The sequence below is a fragment of the Mesorhizobium sp. M7A.F.Ca.CA.001.10.2.1 genome (genome assembly GCF_003998575.1).
GTDB lineage: Bacteria > Pseudomonadota > Alphaproteobacteria > Rhizobiales > Rhizobiaceae > Mesorhizobium.
Genome location: NZ_RZQY01000035.1, coordinates 1 through 19,783, shown reverse-complemented (window position 1 = coordinate 19,783; position 19,783 = coordinate 1). Strand labels below are relative to the sequence as shown.

The following is a 19,783-nucleotide window of genomic DNA, read 5'->3' as shown; positions in this document are numbered from 1 at the left end:
GACCAATGTTGATGTGGACCTGAACCTTCTCGTCGCACTGGATGTGCTGCTCGCCGAGGGCAGCGTGACAGGGGCAGCCCGTCGCCTCGGCTTGAGCGCATCGGCCATGAGCCGGACGCTCACGCGACTTCGGGCAGCAACAGGCGACCCGCTGCTCGTTCGCGCCGGGCGAGGCCTGGTGCCGACACCGCGCGCTGCCGAACTGCGCGAGCGCGTCCATGAGCTTGCGCGGGACGTGCAAGCAGTGCTCCGGCCGCAGATCACGCATATGGACGTCGCGTCGCTCGAACTGACATTTACCGTCCGAGTGAGCGAGGCATTTCTGGAATTTCTGTCTGGCCCCGTCGTGGCCGCGGTCACTCGGGCAGCCCCACGGATCTGCCTTCGCTTTGTCCCCAAACCTGACAAAGACGCGCGGCCGCTAAGGGAGGGGCTCATTGATCTGGAGATCGGCCTGCTTGGAACGTCCGCGCCGGAGATACGCACCCAGTTCCTGTTCCATGACAAGCTTGTCGGCGTGGCCCGAATTGGACATCCTCTTCTCGAGCGCGCGGCGGTGACCGCAGAAAGATATGCCGCCTGCGACCATGTCTTGGCGTCCAAGGATGGGGAGAGAATCGAGCCCGTCGATGCCGCCCTGGAGAAGCTGGGGCTTAAACGGGCGATAAGGGTCGTCGTGCCTGGATATCCGGATGCAATGCGGATTGCACGCCAATCGGATCTGGTCGCGCTGGTGCCGCATTCATGCCTGGGCAACAGCTTGACGAGCGATCTCCCTGTCACATCGGGTCTTGCGACCTTCGAAGTCCCGGTCCCCACGCCGGAGTTCAAGATATCGGCGATGTGGCATCCGCGAATGGACGCCGACCCGGCCCATCGCTGGCTTCGCGATACTGTGATGGCCGTGTGCCGGGCAGCGTATCCGAGACGGTGAGGTCACGTCGTCATGCATACCGGCATCGGCAGCGCTTTGGGTACGCGAGCCCTGGAGCCGGTCATGAAGTTCTGTTTCTTTCACGCTGATTCGTAAGGGATTTCAATCATCATCCCATCATAGGCTGGTTCGACATTGGCTGGTGTCTCGGCCACCACCGTTGCGTAGTCGAGCGGCACGTGCATATGCGTCAGCACCGCATGTATCGGCGCCAGCCGCTCGATCCAATCAAGCGCTTCGCCAAGGGACAGGTGACTAGGATGTGTCCGGTATTGCAGCGCGTCGATGATCAGCACGTCGAGGGCGCGCAGCCGTTCGGCGGTGGGTTCCGGAAAGTCGCTGATGTCGGGGCAATAGGCGAGGCCGCCGATGCGGAAACCGAGCGATACGATGTCGCCGTGGATCTGCGGCAGCGGCTCGAGGGTGAGGGTACCCCCCTCTCCTTCGATGACCACCGGCCTGGTGTGGTCGATGAGATGCGGCCTGACGATCGGCGGATAGGAACTGCCTTGCGGCGTCTCGAAACAGTATCCGAACGCTTCCCGCAGCCGAAGCATCGTCGCCCTGTCGGCATGAACGTCGATCAGCTGGCGCTGATCGAGAACGAAGCCGCGCAGATCGTCGATGCCATGGATATGGTCGGCATGCGGGTGGGTATAGACGACCGAATCGATACGTTTAACGCCGGCCAGCAGCATCTGCTGCCGAAAATCCGGCCCCGTGTCGATGACCACAGTCGTGCGGCCGCCATTCGACGCGATCCGCTCGACGAGTGCGGCGGCACGCGTGCGCCGGTTCTTCGGGTTGTCGGGGTCGCAATTGCCCCAGTCGCCGGTGATGCGCGGCGTACCCGGCGACGAGCCGCAGCCGAGAATGGTGAGGCGCAGCCGGTCGGTCATCGTTCAGGCGCTTTGCTCTACAGGCCGCGGCATCTTGCCGAACAGCCGGAAGAAATTATCCGTCGTCAGATCGGCGATTTCAGCTTCGCTGACGCCGATGGTTTCGGCCAGCACCTTGGCGGTATGGGCGACATAGGCCGGCTCGTTGCGTTTGCCGCGAAACGGCACGGGCGCCAGGTAGGGCGCGTCGGTTTCGACCAGCAGGCGGTCATGCGGCACATCGGCGGCAATGGCGCGCAACTCAGCCGAATTCTTGAAGGTCAGGATACCCGAGAACGACACGTAGCCGCCGAGAGCGACGCCAATTTCGGCGAGCCTATGTCCGGAAGAAAAGCAATGCAGGATGAAGGGGAAGGCGCCCTTCCCCGTTTCGGCCTCAAGAATATCAGCCATATCTGCATCGGCATCGCGCGAATGGATGACCAGCGGCAGCCCCGTTTCGCGTGCGGCGGCGATGTGATTGCGAAAGCCTTGTGCCTGCGCATCGCGTGGCGCCTTGTCGTAGAAATAGTCGAGACCGGCCTCGCCGATCGCAACCACTTTCGGGTGGGCGGCCAGCCGTACCAGATCGGCAGATGTTACGTCTAGCTCTTCCGCGGCATTGTGCGGATGGGTGCCGACCGAACAGTATATTTCGTCGAAAGTCTCTGCAATTTCAATAATTTGCTGAAATCTCTTCACGCGAGTTGAGATCGTCACCATGCGGCCTATACCGGCCGCCTTGGCGCGAGCGACAATGGAAGCCCGCTCCTCGGCGAAATCTGGAAAATCCAGATGGCAGTGGCTGTCGACGAGCATCAGACGTTCGCGTCCGGCTGGTCGACGTAACGTGGGAAAACCCCTTCCGGCACGGGTAACGCGGTGCCCGGCACCAGCGCATGGTCCGCGTGGACATGCGCGAAATCGCGGCTGTCCGCCGGCACCGCCAGCAGATCGAGCAGTTTGGCGGCTGATCCCGGAGTAAAGGGCAGACACAGCACCGCCACGCGGCGCACGACTTCGGCGGTCGTCCACAGCACCGTTTCCATGCGCACCGGGTTGGTCTTCTTCAACGCCCATGGCGCCTCTCCGGCAAAGTAGCGATCGGCTTCCGCCACCACGCCGAAGATCGACGCCAGCGCCAGATGGATGCCCTGCTCGGCCATCGCCTTGCGCGCGGTGTCGAGAGCGGCGACGGCCTGGTCCAGGATCGCGCTGTCGGCATCCGTCAGGTCGCCGCGCTGTGGCACCACGCCGCCGCAGTTCTTGGCGATCATCGACAGCGAGCGCTGCGCCAGGTTGCCGAGACCATTGGCAAGGTCGGCATTGGTGCGGTTGACGATCGCGTCATGGCTGTAGCTGCCGTCGTTGCCGAAGGGCACCTCGCGCAGGAAGAAGTAGCGCACCTGGTCGAGACCGTAGTGCTCGACCATCGCGAATGGATCCACGACGTTGCCAACCGATTTCGACATCTTCTCGCCGCGGTTGAACAGGAAGCCATGCGCGAAAACGCGCTTTGGCAACTCGATGCCCGCCGACATCAGAAAGGCCGGCCAATAGACCGCATGGAAGCGGACAATGTCCTTGCCGATGATGTGCGTAGCCGGCCAATAGCGCCATTGCTCGGCCTTTGTGTCGGGATAGCCGGCGGCGGTGATGTAGTTGGTCAAGGCATCGACCCAGACATACATCACATGCTTGTCGTCGCCCGGCACCGGCACGCCCCATTTGAAGGTCGTGCGCGAGATCGACAGATCCTTCAGCCCGGACTTGACGAAGCTGAGCACCTCGTTGCGGCGCTCGGTCGGACCGACAAAGTCGGGCTGGCTCTCATAAAGCGCCAGCAATTTGTCCTGATAGGCGGAAAGCCTGAAGAAGTAGCTTTCTTCCTCGTTCCATTCGACGGGCGATCCAAGCGGTTCGCGACGCACGCCGTCGTCGCCGACGATCGTCTCACCTTCGTCGAAATAGGCTTCCTGGCGCACCGAGTACCAGCCGCTATAGCGGTCGAGATAGATGTCGCCATTGGCGGCCATCGCCTTCCAGATTGCCTGGCAGGATTCGTAGTGGCGCGGTTCCGTCGTGCGGATGTAGTCGTCGTTCGAGCCACCCATCGCATCGGTCATGGCGCGGAAAATCGCCGAATTGCGGTCGGCCAGCGCCAGCGGCGTTATGTCTTCCTTCTCGGCCGTTTGCTGCATCTTCAGACCGTGTTCGTCGGTACCGGTCAGGAAGAATACGTCCTTGCCATCCAGGCGCTGGAAGCGCGCCAGGGCATCGGTTGCAATGACCGTATAGGCGTGGCCGATATGCGGCTTGCCGTTCGGATAAAAGATCGGGGTGGTGATGTAGAACTTGTCGCGTGACATGAATGAACCGTCATGAATGTCTGAATGGAAAGGCGTGGCGGTGGATATCGTATCGAGGCAGCATTTGCCATCCCGATGCCAATGCATGCCGCCCAAAAGTGGCCCCGGTTTTGGGGACAACGGCATGCATCGGGAAAACCGTCACATTCGCATTGCAGAATTCAGGCGGTCGATCATGATCAGGGCGTGCTGCTTCTTGTCGAGATTGTAGGTATCGGTCTCAGATATAGCGTCCAGCGCCTCATGCCAAGTGTCCGACAATTTTTTGGCCCGTGCGAGATCGCCCGCCAGTGCTGCCTGACTTGCCGCGTCCGACAACAGGTCCAGCGCCCGGCGGTTGAAGATATCGAACTGGATCGCCTGATCGCGGCCGGCCACGGCTTCGGCGAGGCGAAACGCGCCGCCGACATCGCTCTTTCTGCCGGTGACCAGAGCGTCGAGCGTGGAGGCGATCTCCAGCCCGCCATACTGCGTCAACAGGATCGCGTTGCGGGCGCTGCCCCCTGCCCGCCCGACCAGTGCCGCGCGAGCCGCCGGATCGCCAGGCGGCGCCGGCTCGGTCGTTTCCAGCACCGTCATCAGGTCGTCGGCGTCGAGCGGGTTCAATCGCACCACCTGACAGCGCGACCGGATCGTCGGCAGCAGGCTGCCCGGCGCGTGGACAATCAGGATGAACAGCGTCCGTGCCGGCGGCTCTTCAAGATTTTTCAGCAACGCATTGGCGGCATTGGTGTTCATGTCGTCGGCGGGATCGACGATGACCACCCGATAGCTGCCGTCGTGCGAGGTCAGCGACAGGAAGCGGCTGACCTTGCGGATCTCATCGACGGTGACGACTGTCTTGAAACTCTTGGTCTTGTCGTTCAACGGCCGGGTCAGATGCAGCACGGAAGGATGCGCCCCGGTTGCGATCTGGCGGAACAGCGACGACGCCGGATCGGGAGCGGCAAGGCTTTCCGGCGCGTTCGCAAAATCCGGGTGCTTCAACAGATGATGCGCAAGGTGGAAGGCGAGCGTCGCCTTGCCGATGCCGACCGGTCCGGAGAAGATCAGTGCATGAGGCAGCTTGCCCGCCCGATAGGCAGCGGTGAGCACGCCCGCAGCCTGGCCGTGCCCGACCAGAAGGGGCGTTTCGGAGGGCTCCGGCACGCCGTCGAGCGTGTCGTGCTGCTCGGGTGCAATGCGCTCGAAGATCATGCCGGCGTTGCCTGCCTGTCGCGTGCCGGCGTTCTCGCCGCCAGTGCCGCGAACACCGCCGCGGTGACGACGTTCTCGACCGCGTCGGGCTCGGCGGCTGCGTCGATGACGATGCAGCGCTCCTGCTCGGCCTTGGCGATCGCCAGAAACGCCTCGCGGCGGGCCTGATGGATCGCCAGCGTCTCCTTTTCGAAGCGGTCGGCGACTGCCTCGGTGCCGCGCCGCAGCGTTGCGCGCCTCAGGCCTTCCGCCGGATCGATGTCGAAGATCAGCGTCATGTCCGGCATCATGCCGTTGATGGCGACCTGCTCCAGCGCATCCATGAACGCCGGATCGATGCCGCCTGTGACGCCCTGGTAGACGCGTGAGGAATCGAGGAAGCGGTCGCAAAGCACGATGGAGCCACGCTCGACCGCCGGCCGGATGAGCTGCTCGACATGATCGGACCGCGCGGCGGCGAAAAGCAGCGCTTCCATCTTCGGTCCGAACGGTTCGGCCGCGCCCGAAAGCAGCACATGCCTGACGGCTTCGGCGCCCGGCGAGCCGCCAGGTTCGCGGGTAAGCAGCACATCGTATTTCTTGGCGCGCATCTTCCTGGCCAGCCGCTCGATCTGCGTCGACTTGCCTGCCCCCTCGCCGCCTTCGAAGGTGATGAAAAAACCGCGTGCCAACCGAGAGGCCTTCTTGTCCATGGCTGAATGGGATTGTAGCGCTCTAGATAGTCCGCGTTCGGCCAAACGTCCATGCCGTCATTTTTTGCTTTCATGCACGTCGTTCGCCAAAACCATGGTCAGATTTGAGCGACGTGCCTTAGCGCAGCCAGCCGACCGCCAGTTCCTTGACTGCATCGAGGGCGCGCTGCGGCAGCGTGCCGACGCCGATCGATTCGGCGGCGAAAAGCGGCGTCTCCTGGCTCAGCGTATCGCCGATCCAGACGCGCAGCGCGCCCACCGGCTGCCCCTCCTCCACCGGTGCTGCAATCGGGCCGTCATAGACGATCCTGGCCGTCAGCTTGTCGCGATTGGTGATCGGCAGGAAGATGTCGATCGGACCCTTGGCCTTCAGCATCACCCCGGGCTTGGCGCCGCCAAAAACCTGGGCTTCTCCAACCACCTCGTCCCTGGCGAAGATTTCGGTCTTCTCGAACGAGCGGACACCCCAGTCGAGCAGCTTTCGCGCCTCTTCGGCACGCTCCTTGTCCGAGGCCAGCCCGCTCATCGCCGCGATCACCCGTGTGCCGTTGTGACTGACCGTACCGACGATGCCGAAGCCGGCTGCCTCGCTCGCACCGACCGCCAGGCCGTCGGCGCCGATGTCCATCGCCAGCAGCGGATTGCGGTTCCTCTGCGAGATCTTGTTCCAGGTAAAATCCTTCTGGCCGTAGTAGCGGTAGAAATCCGGATAATCACGCCACAGGTGCAGGGCGAGCTGCGCCAGCTCGCGCACGGTCGTCTGTTGGCCATCCGCCGGCAGGCCGGTCGAATTGACGAAAGTCGACGTCTTGAGGCCGATCTGGCGGGCCCGTTCGGTCATCTGCGCGGCAAAATTGTCCTCGGATCCCGACATGCCTTCGGCGATGATGATGCAGCCGTCATTGGCCGCCTGCACGGTCACGCCCTGAATCAGGTCTTCGAGCCGGATCGACGACTTGAGCTTGGCGAACATCGTCGATGTCCCCGAAGGCGCGCCACCCTTGCGCCAGGCGTTTTCGCTGACGACGAACGTATCGTCGAGCTTCAGGCGACCAGACTTGATGGCGTTGAAAACCACTTCCATGGTCATCAGTTTGGCCATTGAGGCCGGCGGTATCGGCTTGTCGGCCTCCTTGGAAAACAGCACCGTCCCGGTCTCGGCGTCGATCATGAAGGCCTGTGCGGCCTTGGTCTCGAACAGCTGCGCGCCGGCCGGAGCCTGGAAAAACAGCAGCAGGCCAAAAACCAGAAGCCCGGCGAGCGGGAGCAAGCGAAATTGCATGATGTTCGACCCGTTGGCCGGCACCGCCGGCAAGCCCGCAAAAAGTATCGGGCTTTTTGCACGGCGGATCAACCGCGTAGCCGAAATCCAGCCTGGCTTGTACTCAGTTGCGCACAGCCAGCGCATCGGGAGCGCCATGCGACCAGGCAGCCTGCAACATCTCGTCCAGATTGCGGTGGCCATCGGGATAGAGATTGACCGAATACCAATCCTCGCCGTCGAGTTCCGAACGCTGGATCTCGATCTTGCCGAAGGCGGCAAGCTGAGCGGCAATACGCTTGGCTTCTCCGGCATCCTCGAACGAACCGGCAGCGACGTAGTCGGTGGACGGACCGGCCGGTGGCGGCTGCCGCTTCCACGATTGAAGCACGTCGGCCGGCGACATCCCGTCGCCACCCATCGCGGCGAAGGCACTTGAGGCGCGTTCGACCCGCTCGTCGGCATAGGACAGCGAGGCCATGGCAAACGGTGATTGCGGCGGCAGATTGATCTGCGGGCGTTCCGGCACGATCGGGCCGAAATCCGGAAGCGCCAGATCGCCATACGCCGACGACTGCGCCGACATGACCGGCTGGACAGAACCGGAATCGGTCAACTGGCCCGGAAACGGCACGGCCGCGCTGCCCGCAGGCAGGCTTGGCGACGGCCCGTTCATGGCGACCATGACGCCGGTCGGCAGTCCGTCCGACGGGTCGGGCACCCTGTTGCCGGGATGGTAGGAAGCCATCAGATATTGGTCGTCATCGCCGTCAAGCGGCGCGCGGCCGACATATTCGACCTTCACCTGAGCGGTGCCGGTGTTGACATAGTCAAGCATCTGGGCAGCGCGCTCCGACACATCGATGATGCGGCCTTCGTGATATGGGCCGCGATCGTTGACGCGAACGATGACCGAACTGCCGGTCTTGAGATTGGTGACACGGGCATAGCTTGGCAGCGGCATGGTCGGGTGCGCTGCGGTCAGGTGGGTCATGTCGTAGACTTCGCCATTGGCGGTAAGCCGGCCATGGAAGGCATCGCCATACCAGGAGGCCAGGCCGACCTTGGCGTAGCGCTTGTCTTCCTTCGGGTAATACCACTTGCCGCGGACCTGATAGGGTTTGCCGAGCTGATCCCTGCCGCCGCCACGTTGGATGCGCCCATTCTGGGAGATCACACGCGGGCTTGCCTTCACGCCATATTCGGATTCGGCGAAATATTCCTTGGAGCGGGTCTTCTTGTAGACCATCGCTTTCGGCTCGGGCTGCGACGCACAAGCCGCCAGCAAGGCGGCCGACATGGCGAACAACGCGACTGTAGCAGCGCGACGAAGACGCGGTTGCGTCACAGCCTGCATTTTCCTGATGTCCCCTTCAGTCTTGCCTAGACGTCGTATCCAACCGTCGAAGAAGCCGAAACACTCACCCGACCAATACCAGCGACGCCTTCGAACCCCGATCCTTTGTGCGCAGGAATTGCTTATCACGGTATTAACCGATTGTGGCCGCAACCGGGCAAGATTGTGGCGTCTCCACCGCAAGAGCCCTCTGAAAAGTAACGATTTTCGCGCTTCCACGCGAGAGATGTGATGCCCTCTGCCACAGAGAGCCTGGCTTCGCTCCTGCCGGCCATACCTGCCCGTTGACAGGCTTTGTCGGGCAGCGGACCGATAGTCCGGAACAAAGAAATGCGCCGCTAGTTTCATCCGCAGGGCACTCGAACAGAAGGATGAGCATGATGAAAATGGCTTCATTGACAATCGCGATCGCAATGTCACTTTCTGCCGGGTCTGCGATCGCCGCATGCCCGGACAAGTCGGCTTCCAATGCCGGGACGGATGCCGAGCAGACCGCCGGCATTTCGAAAGATGGAACTCACGCGCCCTTAGAGGCCCCGAAAGCCACGGACAGCGCGGGCAAGCCAACCGCCAAGGATGGCGCCACAATGCCATTGGCGGGCGCTGAAGGCGGCGGGGACAAGAATCTCGCAACCTCGCAGCAGGACATTGAGGCGCAGCAGCATGGTGATAAGGCCGCGGCGGCAAAGGCCGATGAAAGCTGCAAAGACTGAGGACCGCTCAGGCCGGAGCCAAATTGCAGCTTCGGCCTTCCTCACCAGCAGCTGTTCCCTTGGCGAACTAAATTTTTGGGGAAATACCGCAGCCGTCCCAAGAGGTTGGCCCTGTGGGGATTAACCCGTCCGCCCGGTTGCTTGATGGTTCCGGTCGATAGCCGGATCGCGCCCTTGCCTGGGCCCCTGCATGCAAGCACTGCAGCGCCTCACATCTCGGGCAACGCCCGCGGCGGGCTTCTTCTTCATGCACCATTGGACCGCGATAGTCCCGGCGCTCGATCCCGACACGCTCAGAGTCTGCCCAGGAAAGCAGGAACCGACGCAGCGGTGGTTGACGCAGCCCTCAATGCCGCTTTACAGGAATGAGGCGTGAACCAGCCGGGAGCGCCTTCGGTGCCAATCCGGTGCCAACAGGCCAAACGAGCTGGCCTCGTGCTACCCAAGTGGTTGAAGAATCACGATGGAGGAATGGCCGAGCGGTTTAAGGCACCGGTCTTGAAAACCGGCGTGGGTGCAAGCTCACCGTGGGTTCGAATCCCACTTCCTCCGCCAGAATTCTAATTAACTAATTGAAAAAGCGGAGTAAATCGCTCTCGCCTTATTCGGTTCCTAACTCAGTTCCTAACTTTTTCGTTCAATGACGACTTATCGCCAGAGCGATTGCCCTCCCCTGAGCATGACCATGTCGTCATCCTCGTCGTCCTCGGGCTCATACGGCGCCGGTGCCTCAAGCAGGTCGATTCGCCTGAGATCAGTCCCTCCCATCGGCGCATCGAGCGAGAGCGTTTTGAACGTGTCGTATTCACGGTTGTAGCCGGTGACGTAATCCTTCATCCGCGCACCGACGTGCTCCAGCAGTAGCTTGCCTTCGAGCACAGCCAGGAGCATCGAGGCGATAACATCATCACGCATGAAGCGCGGAAGTCCTGAACTGACCGCCCGGCTCACCACCCGATAGACCGTGTCCGGGTCGTGGCGCATGGTGTTGATTGATTTCTTTCGCAGCATCCACGCGGCCTGCTTCTTATAGATTTCCTGGCGATGTTCGACAAAGTATTTTCGTTGGGAAATCCGGGTTTCATCCAGATGACCAGCTCTGTACGCATGGTAGTACGCAACCACTTTTTCCGGATTGGCTAGACGCCAAGCTTTCTTGGCCGCTGCACGTATCTCCTTATGTGTCTCACGATACCTTCGCCCGTAGTCCAAGTCTTTTTGACGGTTCTCAGCTCTCCATTTTTTCTTCTTTTCCCTAGCTTCTGGCGAACGTTTCCTTGCCAAGACTTTTTCGCGATTTTTGGTTAGGTATCGGTGTTGTGCTTCGAGGTGCTTTATCGGATCGCGGGCCATCCTGGCACGGTGGAGCTTGGAGACATGACCGCGCAAGATAGTGGGAAAGCTTGTGCCCGCTAATCCCGCTACGCTCCACCACCAAATGAAAAGCCCGCCATCTCTCGGCAGCGGGTCGCCGCCGGGGCTGCCTGTGCAACAAAGGCCTTCGATCCGCGTTGAGGCTGGTCTCAGTGGAGCTTCGACAATGGACCCCGCAACCGCAGCAGTATTGCTTTTACTCTCTTGCAGCCCAGGCCAGGCTGCCGTCTGCAAGCCCATTGAGGCCGCGCCGACGACATATGCGTCGTTCGACGCGTGTCGGGCATCTCTGAAAGACAGGCTCGCAGGTGCGCCAAACGGTGAAATCGTCGGACGATGCCATCCTGTCGACGAGACTGTCACCGGTTCACTGCCCGCCGGGTACACCACCGTTGTTGTCACGCGGGGCGTTGGGGGCAACGCCATCAGCAATAGCTACATCGTTCAACACAAAGAATAGAAAGGCCCGCCACCATGAGGCAGCGGGCTCTATGTCCACTATTTGACGATACGGGGGTCACCAGCCGTTGCGATGCCAATCCGACCCCTCTTGCGGCATGTCGGTATCGTTCGACCACGCGATATCGCCATAGTCTTCCGCACAGTACGCTTCGGCGTCGTGCTGCTCTTCGAGGTCGCAATCGTCGCGCTCTCGCTCGTCGTCCCCTTCCCTGTCATCGGCGCCGACGACTTCGATGCCGCCAGCCAGCCAAGGTTCTAGATCCGGGTCCGGCTCTACGAAGTCCAGCAGCGAAATCAGCCGCTCAATCTCGTCCTCGATCGAGCGGCGGACAGTCGGGTCGGAAAGGCGGGTGTGCGCGTTCATGACCGCACCGCCTTCCTGTTTGCCTTTCGCGTCGCCTGTTGACGGGAATGGAGTTCGATGCGACCCGCGAAGGCGGCTTCATCGCGGGCGACAGAGAGCGCGGTTTCCGGCGATCCGCCACCATTGCGGCGAAGCCAATCCTCTTTCCAGCGCAGATCACGGACGCACCGGGCCGGGATGAAGACCTGTTTGAGACATTGGATTTGCCAAGCCTTGAAGGCCTTGTCCGCTAGGTCGCGCTGGAAAACCGCTTCGGCGCTGTCCTTCCCATGTGTATCGGTGGCAAGGATGCGTCGAAAATCGGCGGTCATGCGGAAATGATATGCCAACTCGATTTGCATGCGGCCGGTGCGCCAGTCGGAGGCCGGCTTCAGCCATGCGATGAGCTCGTCCAGTTCCCCGGAAGGCGGCGGCTTCGGGCGAAAGTATACAACTTCGCCCATGGTCAGCCCTCACCACAGAAGGACGCAAGACAGGCGATAAACTCGACGTCATCGACCGCAACGCCGAGGGCTCCGTAGCCATGAATGAGAGCTGCCGCCTTCGCCCTCACTTCGACCATCGTCACGCAGGGATGCCTGATTAAAGCTTGAAACGCCGTGTTCCAGACAGCGATTGCGTCGTCTGCTTGCTGCATGGCGTCGTGGTGACCGCTGGCGTGGGTCACGGCTTCCTGTTTGCGCAGCGAGGTTAGGCCCTCGGTTTCTGCGGACGTGATGCCTGCCATCCACCGATTGTAGCCGGCGCGATCCATGCAACTCGACGCCCACGACTCATCAACCTGTGCCTTCTTGCGGGCAATCTCGGCTTCGAGGTCGCCGGACGACCGGAAGGCTTTCGGATGGTGCGACCAGATGGACGAGAGCCCACCGGGAGGCGTCCACTTCGGAAAGAGCTTATCGCCAAGCGCGTCAGCGATGGCATTTTCCCGAGCCGCTGTTGACACATAGGTCTGTTCGGCCCGCTGGCAGGCGGCGATTGCCTCTTCTAGGCTGGTCGGCGCGGCGTGAGCCGCAGGAGAGACCGCAACAACGGCGGCAGCGGTTGAGAAAGCAGCCGCACCAAGCAAGAGGTTGCGGCGGTTGACATTGGGCATGCCTTCGGCGGCAGCCCGAACAGATGTGCTCGGCATGTGTTTGGTTCCCTATGAACTAGTTACATTTACTAGTTAACCATGAACCGCAATTCGCTTGCCGTCAACAGCAAACTATGAAATATTCCTAGTCTACCGATATGGGGACACAACATGCTCACTACAGGAAACCAGCTTCGCGCTGCTCGGGCGCTTGCTGACATGGATCAAGGGACGCTTGCCAAGCGGGCAGGAATCAACATCAACACGATAAGCGCGATGGAAAAGAAGGGCGCCGAAGGACTGACCAGCGGTTTGGACAAGGTGCGCGCCGTGATGACCGTTCTTGAGGAAGCCGGCATCGAGTTTCTGAACCATGGGAGCCCAGGCGTCAGGCTGAAGGCAAGGCCATGACCCGCCTTTCTATCGTAGAAGAGCTTGAGAACGCCGCCGATAGCATCGCCGACATGTCGCGAGCGGATCTTCAGATCATGCTTCGGCGGGCTGCTTTGATGCTCCGGAACGTCGCCGGCCTACCGCTGGAGCCAGCCACGGAGGACGCGCTGAACTCCATCGCCGCCGAGATGAAGATCAGGCCGGGCGGATCTCATTCAGATCATCTTGCGTGAGTGGCTGGAAACGAATGCCTATTTGCCGGTCCGGACGATCGATGAGGAAAGCGAGACCGACGGCAGCGCCTAACCTTGCCGTTCCGCTGCAGAATAAACTCCGTCACTCATTTCGATGAGCCCGTCGCGATCAACCACCGAGATTTTTCCTCGACCCGCACGAATGTAGCCCATGCCTTCCAACGTCTGCAACGCGAGAGTGACGCCTGGTCGTCGGGTACCCAGCATCAGCGCCAGTTGCGCATGCGTAATCGGCAAAGGTTGTGGCAAGCGGTCCTGAAGCATCAGGAGCATTCGGGCGATTTTAGCGTCCGCTGTCTGTCGCGCGTTAGCGAAAGCCGATCCGGCAAACTGTGCCGCCAAGTCGTAGAAGTAGCGGATGACCAGCAGTCGCATGTTCGGGGAGCGCGCAAAAGCCTCAGTGAGCCGTCCCGCTTCTAGGGCATAGGCATCACAAGAGGTGAGAGCCACATAGTCATGTGCGGAAACCCCAACCCCGAAGGCGAGCGCGGCCCCGGTCATTCCTTCCTGTCCAACTAATGCGATGCCGGCGGCCCCGCTATTGTTATTTCTGGCAATTACACCTGCCACCCCGCTGCAAATGAAGTAAACAGATGAACTCACAGCGTCGGCAGTTTCGAAATGGTAGCCTGGGGGATAGGTCTGAAGCTTCAATTCGGGAATCAGGGCACTTTGGTCATCATGGAAGACCAAGGCGCTCAAAAGCCGGTTGAAAAACTCCGTCACCCGCTCCCCAATTCATTCTGGTGAACCTGCATCGTAATGCACAATCGCATCAAGGATCGTTCTATACAGGCTGTCAACTTCCCCGTCGATCTCATCGCGTTTTATGCCAACCGCTTTGGCGTCAGCGTCCATGGCGGATTCTCCAAGAAGGTAGCCAAAGCCGCCGTGAGTTCCGGCCGCGGGAGAAGGGCTAGTTCTCCTCATCGGAGTCGTGGCGCAGGTCCTCCTCGTCACGCATGGACTGAATGCTATTCTGCGTGTTCCTCGCATCCAACGCCGCTTGCAGTCTCGCCGCTGCGATTAGGATCCTATCGGGTACTGCTTCCGGTGGAGTAGGCATTTCCATAGGCGCATTAACATTTGTTAGTCGAAAATGTTCCCCCGGCGGGCATAGGGACCACCGGCCGCAGGAACCTTAGACGATCCTGATTGCCACTGGGTGCGTGATCTTTTGCACCGCCCCTAGAACAGGTCCTCGAAGTCAGCAGGGCTGCCCCTGGTGCGCCGACGAACGACAATTTCCAGACCGAGGGAAGAAAGCGTTACCATCAAGGTTCGCAGCTGCACTGCAGGCTTTCCGGCCTCAAGGTGCGATATTGTGCCCTGGCGGAGGTGCACTCGATCTCCAAGCGCCTCTTGCGTAAGCCCTGCTTTCCGACGGGCGCGCCGCAGGATTGCGCCGATCTGCTTTTCATTGCGCGCTATCGCGTCAAGCATCATGGTCCTCCGAATACGCGAATGCGTATAAAATGGTGATATACGCGATGGCGTATAAAATGCCAAATTAGAGAAAAGGCGTCCAAGGTGTCGATCGGACCGGCATTGATGACGGGTGCCAGTTCCTCGACGAACTCCGGCAAGCTGCACGGCGGCGACCTGATCGTGTGCACTACAGTGTACTAAATGATTTGAGACAATGGATATCGCCCGTTTTCTTTAATCAGCAAATTCGCCCCGTGTTACTCTCCCTTAATACCGTCGGACGGTATTAAGGAGCGCCGGCGATGCCCGAACTCTCGACTGCTCTTCGCGTCCCGGCAGCGCAATACCTTCGCATGTCAACCGACCATCAGCGGTATTCACTCGATAATCAAAGAGCGGCCATTTCGGAGTATGCCGAGATGAGAGGCTTTGCCGTTGTCCGCACGTATGCCGACGCAGGCAAGAGCGGCCTAAGTCTGAAAGGGAGGGACGGACTACAGCAACTGCTCGCGGATGTCGTGACTGGTCAGGGCGGCTTTTCCGTGATCCTCGTCCTGGATGTCAGCCGGTGGGGACGATTCCAGGATACGGACCAGGCCGCGCACTATGAATTTATCTGCCGCGATGCAGGCATCAATGTCCACTACTGCGGGGAACCGTTCGACAATGACGGCAGCATGGTCGCCAGCATCGTAAAGAACCTGAAGCGGGTAATGGCGGCCGAGTACAGCCGCGAACTTTCCGCCAAAATCTACAGAGCGCAAATTCAGCAAGCTTGCCTCGGATTTAAACAGGGCGGCCCCGTGCCTTATGGCATCAGACGCTTTTTGGTTAGCCATGACGGAACGCCGCGATTGTTCCTCGGGCCGGGCGACCGCAAGGGGCTCAAATCAGACCGCGTAGTTTTTATGCCTGGACCTGACGAGGAGCTCAAAATAGTACGGCGAATTTTTCGCATGTTTCTCGCGCAGAAACAAAGCATTGCGAACATCGCCAAGACATTGAATGACGAAAAGATACCGTCGACGGATGGCGACTTATGGCGTTGGGGACGGGTCAAAGGCGTGTTGCGAAACGAGTTGATGACAGGATACTACGTCTTCAACCGGACCAACCACAAAATGAAAAATCCGGTGCGCCGCAACCCTCCTGATCTTTGGGTCCGGACCAGGGTGATGGAGCCTATTATTGAACCTAAAACATTTGCCCGAGTGCAGCGGGAATTCAGCTTGGGACGGGTCTTTGCCCTCCGAGACCCCGACATGATCAGAAATCTGAAGTGCCTCTTACGAGAGAAAAAGAAGCTCTCGCAGGCGATAATCAACAATTGCCCCTACACACCCTCGGCGCATGCATATTGGGTGCACTTCGGGAGCCTACAGGCCGCCTATAAGGCGGCTGGGTTCATATGTCCGCCAACCGGCCAACGAGGTAAATACTACTCGGATGACGATCTGCTAGATGGCATCCGCCGATTGCACGCAAAGTTCGGCTACATCACAATCGCTTTGATCGACAAGGACCGCCACCTCCCAAATCACAAACTTTTCATCAAGCGTTTCGGGTCGGTTGTGAACGCCTATGGCCTAGCTGGCTTTCCTACGACAACGAGCGAAAGTATCTCGGCAGCCCGACAGCGAACTGCCGCTCGGCGCCGGAACGCGCATGCTGCTCGGCCGACAGCATCCTCAGAGTGATCGAAGCCTTGAGGAAGCAGTGACGGGCCGGCCAAGGCTGTACGTCCATGGCCAACATCCCCTCCATTAGTTGCCTCCTAGCGGCCGAGCGGTTGCCGGGAGAGCGAGACCAGCTCGGCCTCATCGGTCACGCCGGCCATGAAGTTCGCAATGATCCGGGATGCGATGGAGTCGCGGGCATCCGTCGACTGGCCATCAAGCTTCAACTGCTCAAAGACGCGGCCCAACAGCGCCAGTTCCGACGGCTGCAAGACACCGGCTTCAGTCGCTTTCCGTCGAATCGGCATTGATCGCACCTCCCCGAAGTCCGTGTAGAATGCCGCAGACGCCCTTTAAACGCAAAATGCGCGACCTACGCCAAGTCATTTGGCACGAACAGCCAAAGCACAGGCCTCTGCTCGTTGTGGTGGAGTAGACCTTTATACCAAACATTGGCCGGAACGGACACTGCGGCCTGTCCGTCAACCTGACATCCAAGATGCCAGCAGCAGGGCGCACAAGGATGACACCAAAGCAGCGGCCGCAATAAGCACCCCTGCGCGCTGCCACCCCGTCGGTAGCTCGTGTCCCAATCCATTGGGCCGCCGATTATCATTCATGGGCAGCAGAAAAATAGGTTCCGCTAGTTCTTGCCGCTGGGGCCAGGACCGCGACCAACGCCGTTTCGAAGGCGTTGCGATGATCTCACCAGTTTGCATGCGCTCTCCGTGATGAATACCCGCCACGCCAAGCGAGCCGTGGCGGGTAATCAACCAACCGACGATGAGGGGACTGTTGAACGTCGGCTGCATCAAACGTGTAAAGAACTCCAATGTTTCACGGGTCAGACCTTTGCGCTTCGGCATTGGGCTTTGGTCGGGTTCTTGCCCTCGGAAATGAAAAAGCCCGCCGGCCGTGAGGCCAGCGGGCTTGCTTGACCGCCCTTGAGCGGCGATTCGCTACTTCCCCGGATTTGGTTAGGTCGGATCCAACGGGGGAAGAGATGATGGGGTTGGCGAAGCCGTCACGGACGACAGTCGCTCACGCTTCGTGAAAACGGGCTTCTGATAGATCTTCTTCATCGACATTCCCCTTTGCCAATCCGCAATGTGTCACTCTTTGGCTTAGGCCGGGCAGCGTGTCAATCGCGCGACAAAAAGCCCGCCACCTCTCGGTAGCGGGCAAGGTCTGTAGTAGCTGGGATCAACCAGCATAGGTCAACTTGCGGCGTCGGGGATAGTTGCGATGGTCGGGCGGATTCCAACTCTTGCCGCCCTAACCTGATGCTAAATCGGCCGCCTGCCCCGCATCTTTCAATACAGGCTGTTTCCGCATATGTTCCGCCACATGTCCCGGAACACCGTCCTTCAGATAATTGCCGCCTTGATTACGATTGCGGTGCTGGCGGTACTGCATCAGGGGCTTGACTGGTTTCTTAGCAGTCTTGAACCAAAATTCATGATGGGGCTGGTCGTCGGCTTTATGGCGGGGACAGTCCTGGTTCTGCTTATCTGGTACTATGAGGACCGCAAAGTGCGGTATTCAAGGGCGGTTGGCCCCGGCGGGGCCGCTGAGCAAAAGCGCTCGCGCAACGCGATCGACCTGTGACTGCTGAATCTGAGATCCCCGGCCGGCCTTCATAAGCGCTTCCAATACTGCGCTCTGTTGCGGGCCGCCTATCAGCGTGCGAGCCATGTCGGCTATAGCCTTTTCGTTTCCGCCATTGTTCAAGGCGTCAATGACCTTATCCACCGTCCGCATGCCGGCCGCTCGGGCCGCGCCGCGGGCACCGCCGGCAATGAAGCCTTCGCGTAAGCCAAACCCGGGGGCGTTGGCGGGATCAATTGCTTCGCGAGCAGCGACACGCGCCGCCGTCTCCGAATTGCGCGTGACGATGTTCGACGTGTCGGCAAACAGCTTTTCCCGGTCAAGCAGATCGATGATGGAGCGGGCCTTGTCGGACCCGAAAAGCGTCGACAGACGAGCCCTGTTCCAATCGCCTTCGCCCTTGATGAGCCGCTGAAGCGCTACACGGTCGTTTGCGTTGGTACCGACGATGCGCTCTATCTCCGCCCGAGCGCCTTCACGCAACCGAAGCGGCACAGCGGACGGCCCGACTTGCAGCCCCTGCGGCAATGCACCTTGCCGGACTTCTGCGGCGAGTTCGTCGGGGCGCGGCGCTTCCCGGCCGCTTGAAAGGACGGATTGGCCACGCCCAACAGCCTCTTTCTGCCGGGCCAGCTCTGCATATTTCGCGTCAACTTCCTTGATCCCGGGAACCGATGCCCGAAGCTCGTCGTCAACAGTCTGCCGCGCCGTGGTCAGGGCGTTGACGGCGTTCGTTCCCTGGGTTGTCTCCAACATGTCGTCTATAGCGTGCCGCGTGTTCAGCAATTCGCCCGCGTCCGAAACTAGAGACGTGCCGGGGGGCGGTTGGCCATCGGCCCGAGCCCGAGCAATGTCAGCCGGCGTTGGCTGATGGTCCAGCATCGAGCGGACACGCTGCACAAGGCGCTGCGGCTCGCCGCGCAACGTCTGGGCTTCGGTTTCGAGATAGCGGGCAATCGGTAAAGTGTCGACCGGGCCAGCATCGCGCAATGCCTCTTGATATTCAGGCGCGAGGCGCTGTTGGTTGGTATTGGCTCGATCGATGATGCGCGAGGGCGTGGGAGCTTCGCCAAGCGTTTCATCAAGGGCCGACCGGATACGCCAGTTAGCATTAGCATCGCGTGCGCCGATTGCGTTTCGAACGATTGCCTTGCCCTCGCCTGGGGTGGCGGCAATAGCGCCGGCGGTATGCCGCATGTTCGCGCCAAGGTCCATCAACATGCCGTTGTCGCCGAGCTGCGACAGTGCAGCGGGATCTACGGCATCCTGACGAACAGCCCCCGCCAAGACCTTGGCGGCGGTCTTGTCGAGCCCGAGGGCGCGCGCGACCGCGCCGATGTGGAGGTTGTCGGCGACGGCCTTGACGCCCTTGCCGATCAGCGGCGCCAAGAATGGCGCAGCCAAACCAGTCGCAAACCCGATCCCGGCGCCTTTGCCGGTTTCTTTGATATCTCCCCCCGAACGCACAGCAGAATCCGCACCGTTGATCGCGGCTCCAGAAAGCGCGCTAAGGCCATATTGCAGAGGCTTCGACGCAGCTCCAATGCCAAACACCTCTGGCGCAGCCATCATCGCCGGCAATGTTCCGGCAACCGCACCCGTCACGTTGCCAAGCGTCCGCGCGACAGGGTGGGCCTCGCGGCTCGCCTCGTTCATGCGGGTCATCTCCGCATTGACTTTGGAATAGAGTTCGCCAGTGAGAAGCGAGCCTATGGCAGCGGACGCGGCTGTAAGACCCTTATCGATGT

General features: G+C 60.5%; 21 protein-coding genes, 1 tRNA gene and 1 pseudogene. 6 read left to right on the top strand and 17 right to left on the bottom strand.

From position 1 onward, the window contains the following. Positions 1-13: 13 nt before the first annotated feature. A complete protein-coding gene (locus EN964_RS04440; RefSeq protein WP_127276199.1) occupies positions 14-934 on the top strand; it encodes a LysR family transcriptional regulator in 921 nt (306 codons plus the stop codon). A gap of 80 nt (positions 935-1,014) precedes the next feature. On the opposite strand, the gene EN964_RS04435 is transcribed toward EN964_RS04440, so the two are convergent. From EN964_RS04435 to EN964_RS04405, 7 genes are all read right to left on the bottom strand, one after another. Next, positions 1,015-1,833, bottom strand: a complete 819-nt coding sequence (locus tag EN964_RS04435) for an MBL fold metallo-hydrolase (RefSeq protein ID WP_127269112.1) — start codon at positions 1,831-1,833, stop codon at positions 1,015-1,017. Between the two features lie 3 nt (positions 1,834-1,836). After that, positions 1,837-2,631 carry a TatD family hydrolase gene (locus EN964_RS04430; protein WP_127269113.1) on the bottom strand — a complete coding sequence of 265 codons (795 nt, stop codon included), beginning with the start codon at positions 2,629-2,631 and terminating at the stop codon, positions 1,837-1,839. Then, complete coding sequence (gene metG / locus EN964_RS04425) at positions 2,631-4,181, bottom strand: methionine--tRNA ligase (protein WP_127269114.1); 1,551 nt, start codon at positions 4,179-4,181, stop codon at positions 2,631-2,633. The genes EN964_RS04430 and metG overlap by 1 nt, the downstream gene beginning before the upstream one ends. A 141-nt stretch (positions 4,182-4,322) precedes the next feature. Continuing rightward, positions 4,323-5,378, bottom strand: a complete 1,056-nt coding sequence (locus EN964_RS04420) for a DNA polymerase III subunit delta' (protein ID WP_127269115.1) — start codon at positions 5,376-5,378, stop codon at positions 4,323-4,325. After that, positions 5,375-6,049 carry a dTMP kinase gene (gene tmk / locus EN964_RS04415; protein WP_164775730.1) on the bottom strand — a complete coding sequence of 225 codons (675 nt, stop codon included), beginning with the start codon at positions 6,047-6,049 and terminating at the stop codon, positions 5,375-5,377. Before tmk ends, EN964_RS04420 begins: the two co-directional genes overlap by 4 nt. 139 nt (positions 6,050-6,188) lie before the next feature. Further along, positions 6,189-7,352, bottom strand: coding sequence for a D-alanyl-D-alanine carboxypeptidase family protein (locus EN964_RS04410; RefSeq protein WP_206528688.1), 1,164 nt, complete (start codon positions 7,350-7,352; stop codon positions 6,189-6,191). A gap of 103 nt (positions 7,353-7,455) precedes the next feature. Beyond that, positions 7,456-8,688, bottom strand: a complete 1,233-nt coding sequence (locus tag EN964_RS04405; RefSeq protein ID WP_127273444.1) for a septal ring lytic transglycosylase RlpA family protein — start codon at positions 8,686-8,688, stop codon at positions 7,456-7,458. A gap of 380 nt (positions 8,689-9,068) precedes the next feature. Between EN964_RS04405 and EN964_RS04400 the strand changes: the two genes are divergently transcribed. Together EN964_RS04400 and EN964_RS04395 are read left to right on the top strand one after the other, a co-directional pair. Continuing rightward, complete coding sequence (locus EN964_RS04400; protein ID WP_245456865.1) at positions 9,069-9,401, top strand: hypothetical protein; 333 nt, start codon at positions 9,069-9,071, stop codon at positions 9,399-9,401. A gap of 465 nt (positions 9,402-9,866) precedes the next feature. Further along, positions 9,867-9,956: transfer RNA gene (locus EN964_RS04395), tRNA-Ser, on the top strand. A gap of 93 nt (positions 9,957-10,049) precedes the next feature. Here the strand turns inward: EN964_RS04395 and EN964_RS38085 are convergent. The 4 genes from EN964_RS38085 to EN964_RS04370 form a co-directional block, all read right to left on the bottom strand. Continuing rightward, positions 10,050-10,754, bottom strand: coding sequence for a hypothetical protein (locus EN964_RS38085; protein ID WP_127269314.1), 705 nt, complete (start codon positions 10,752-10,754; stop codon positions 10,050-10,052). Positions 10,755-11,292: 538 nt separating this feature from the next. Next, positions 11,293-11,601 carry a hypothetical protein gene (locus EN964_RS04380; protein ID WP_127269312.1) on the bottom strand — a complete coding sequence of 103 codons (309 nt, stop codon included), beginning with the start codon at positions 11,599-11,601 and terminating at the stop codon, positions 11,293-11,295. After that, positions 11,598-11,912 (bottom strand): hypothetical protein, encoded by a 315-nt coding sequence (locus EN964_RS04375; RefSeq protein WP_127276193.1) that lies wholly within the window; start codon positions 11,910-11,912, stop codon positions 11,598-11,600. The genes EN964_RS04380 and EN964_RS04375 overlap by 4 nt, the downstream gene beginning before the upstream one ends. A gap of 134 nt (positions 11,913-12,046) precedes the next feature. Then, a complete protein-coding gene (locus EN964_RS04370; RefSeq protein WP_127269310.1) occupies positions 12,047-12,733 on the bottom strand; it encodes a hypothetical protein in 687 nt (228 codons plus the stop codon). 162 nt (positions 12,734-12,895) lie between these two features. On the opposite strand from EN964_RS04370, the gene EN964_RS04365 reads away from it, so the two are divergent. Beyond that, positions 12,896-13,087 carry a hypothetical protein gene (locus EN964_RS04365; RefSeq protein ID WP_306663755.1) on the top strand — a complete coding sequence of 64 codons (192 nt, stop codon included), beginning with the start codon at positions 12,896-12,898 and terminating at the stop codon, positions 13,085-13,087. Next, positions 13,084-13,375: pseudogene (locus EN964_RS04360) on the top strand (hypothetical protein). Before EN964_RS04365 ends, EN964_RS04360 begins: the two are co-directional and overlap by 4 nt. Here the strand turns inward: EN964_RS04360 and EN964_RS04355 are convergent. Together EN964_RS04355 and EN964_RS04345 are read right to left on the bottom strand one after the other, a co-directional pair. Continuing rightward, positions 13,372-14,049 carry a Crp/Fnr family transcriptional regulator gene (locus tag EN964_RS04355; protein ID WP_127270273.1) on the bottom strand — a complete coding sequence of 226 codons (678 nt, stop codon included), beginning with the start codon at positions 14,047-14,049 and terminating at the stop codon, positions 13,372-13,374. The pseudogene EN964_RS04360 and the gene EN964_RS04355 overlap by 4 nt on opposite strands. Positions 14,050-14,511: 462 nt before the next feature. Next, positions 14,512-14,766 carry a helix-turn-helix domain-containing protein gene (locus EN964_RS04345; RefSeq protein WP_127270276.1) on the bottom strand — a complete coding sequence of 85 codons (255 nt, stop codon included), beginning with the start codon at positions 14,764-14,766 and terminating at the stop codon, positions 14,512-14,514. Between the two features lie 287 nt (positions 14,767-15,053). Here EN964_RS04345 and EN964_RS04340 point away from each other — a divergent pair, with 287 nt between their 5' ends. Continuing rightward, positions 15,054-16,448 carry a recombinase family protein gene (locus EN964_RS04340; RefSeq protein ID WP_127270278.1) on the top strand — a complete coding sequence of 465 codons (1,395 nt, stop codon included), beginning with the start codon at positions 15,054-15,056 and terminating at the stop codon, positions 16,446-16,448. A gap of 77 nt (positions 16,449-16,525) precedes the next feature. On the opposite strand, the gene EN964_RS04335 is transcribed toward EN964_RS04340, so the two are convergent. From EN964_RS04335 to EN964_RS04325, 4 genes are all read right to left on the bottom strand, one after another. Next, positions 16,526-16,735 (bottom strand): hypothetical protein, encoded by a 210-nt coding sequence (locus tag EN964_RS04335; RefSeq protein WP_127270279.1) that lies wholly within the window; start codon positions 16,733-16,735, stop codon positions 16,526-16,528. 174 nt (positions 16,736-16,909) lie between these two features. Then, positions 16,910-17,293 carry a hypothetical protein gene (locus tag EN964_RS04330; RefSeq protein ID WP_127273274.1) on the bottom strand — a complete coding sequence of 128 codons (384 nt, stop codon included), beginning with the start codon at positions 17,291-17,293 and terminating at the stop codon, positions 16,910-16,912. A gap of 409 nt (positions 17,294-17,702) precedes the next feature. Further along, positions 17,703-17,843, bottom strand: a complete 141-nt coding sequence (locus EN964_RS37510) for a hypothetical protein (RefSeq protein ID WP_164775727.1) — start codon at positions 17,841-17,843, stop codon at positions 17,703-17,705. A 126-nt stretch (positions 17,844-17,969) separates the two neighbouring features. Then, positions 17,970-19,783 (bottom strand): hypothetical protein (locus tag EN964_RS04325; RefSeq protein ID WP_127276191.1); only part of this gene is annotated, 1,814 nt, incomplete at its 5' end.

Bases quoted from the DNA above. Each gene is read 5' to 3' on its own strand.
- EN964_RS04410 (WP_206528688.1), bottom strand. From the start codon at position 7,352: ATGCAATTTCGCTTGCTCCCGCTCGCCGGGCTTCTGGTTTTTGGCCTG.
- EN964_RS38085 (WP_127269314.1), bottom strand. From the start codon at position 10,754: ATGGCCCGCGATCCGATAAAGCACCTCGAAGCACAACACCGATACCTA.
- EN964_RS04430 (WP_127269113.1), bottom strand. From the start codon at position 2,631: ATGCTCGTCGACAGCCACTGCCATCTGGATTTTCCAGATTTCGCCGAG.
- EN964_RS04380 (WP_127269312.1), bottom strand. From the start codon at position 11,601: ATGAACGCGCACACCCGCCTTTCCGACCCGACTGTCCGCCGCTCGATC.
- EN964_RS04330 (WP_127273274.1), bottom strand. From the start codon at position 17,293: ATGCCGAAGCGCAAAGGTCTGACCCGTGAAACATTGGAGTTCTTTACA.
- metG (WP_127269114.1), bottom strand. From the start codon at position 4,181: ATGTCACGCGACAAGTTCTACATCACCACCCCGATCTTTTATCCGAAC.
- EN964_RS04420 (WP_127269115.1), bottom strand. From the start codon at position 5,378: ATGATCTTCGAGCGCATTGCACCCGAGCAGCACGACACGCTCGACGGC.
- EN964_RS04435 (WP_127269112.1), bottom strand. From the start codon at position 1,833: ATGACCGACCGGCTGCGCCTCACCATTCTCGGCTGCGGCTCGTCGCCG.
- EN964_RS04405 (WP_127273444.1), bottom strand. From the start codon at position 8,688: ATGCAGGCTGTGACGCAACCGCGTCTTCGTCGCGCTGCTACAGTCGCG.
- EN964_RS04400 (WP_245456865.1), top strand. From the start codon at position 9,069: ATGAAAATGGCTTCATTGACAATCGCGATCGCAATGTCACTTTCTGCC.
- EN964_RS04365 (WP_306663755.1), top strand. From the start codon at position 12,896: ATGGATCAAGGGACGCTTGCCAAGCGGGCAGGAATCAACATCAACACG.
- EN964_RS04345 (WP_127270276.1), bottom strand. From the start codon at position 14,766: ATGCTTGACGCGATAGCGCGCAATGAAAAGCAGATCGGCGCAATCCTG.
- EN964_RS04340 (WP_127270278.1), top strand. From the start codon at position 15,054: ATGCCCGAACTCTCGACTGCTCTTCGCGTCCCGGCAGCGCAATACCTT.
- EN964_RS04370 (WP_127269310.1), bottom strand. From the start codon at position 12,733: ATGCCGAGCACATCTGTTCGGGCTGCCGCCGAAGGCATGCCCAATGTC.
- EN964_RS04375 (WP_127276193.1), bottom strand. From the start codon at position 11,912: ATGACCGCCGATTTTCGACGCATCCTTGCCACCGATACACATGGGAAG.
- EN964_RS04335 (WP_127270279.1), bottom strand. From the start codon at position 16,735: ATGCCGATTCGACGGAAAGCGACTGAAGCCGGTGTCTTGCAGCCGTCG.
- EN964_RS37510 (WP_164775727.1), bottom strand. From the start codon at position 17,843: ATGCAGTACCGCCAGCACCGCAATCGTAATCAAGGCGGCAATTATCTG.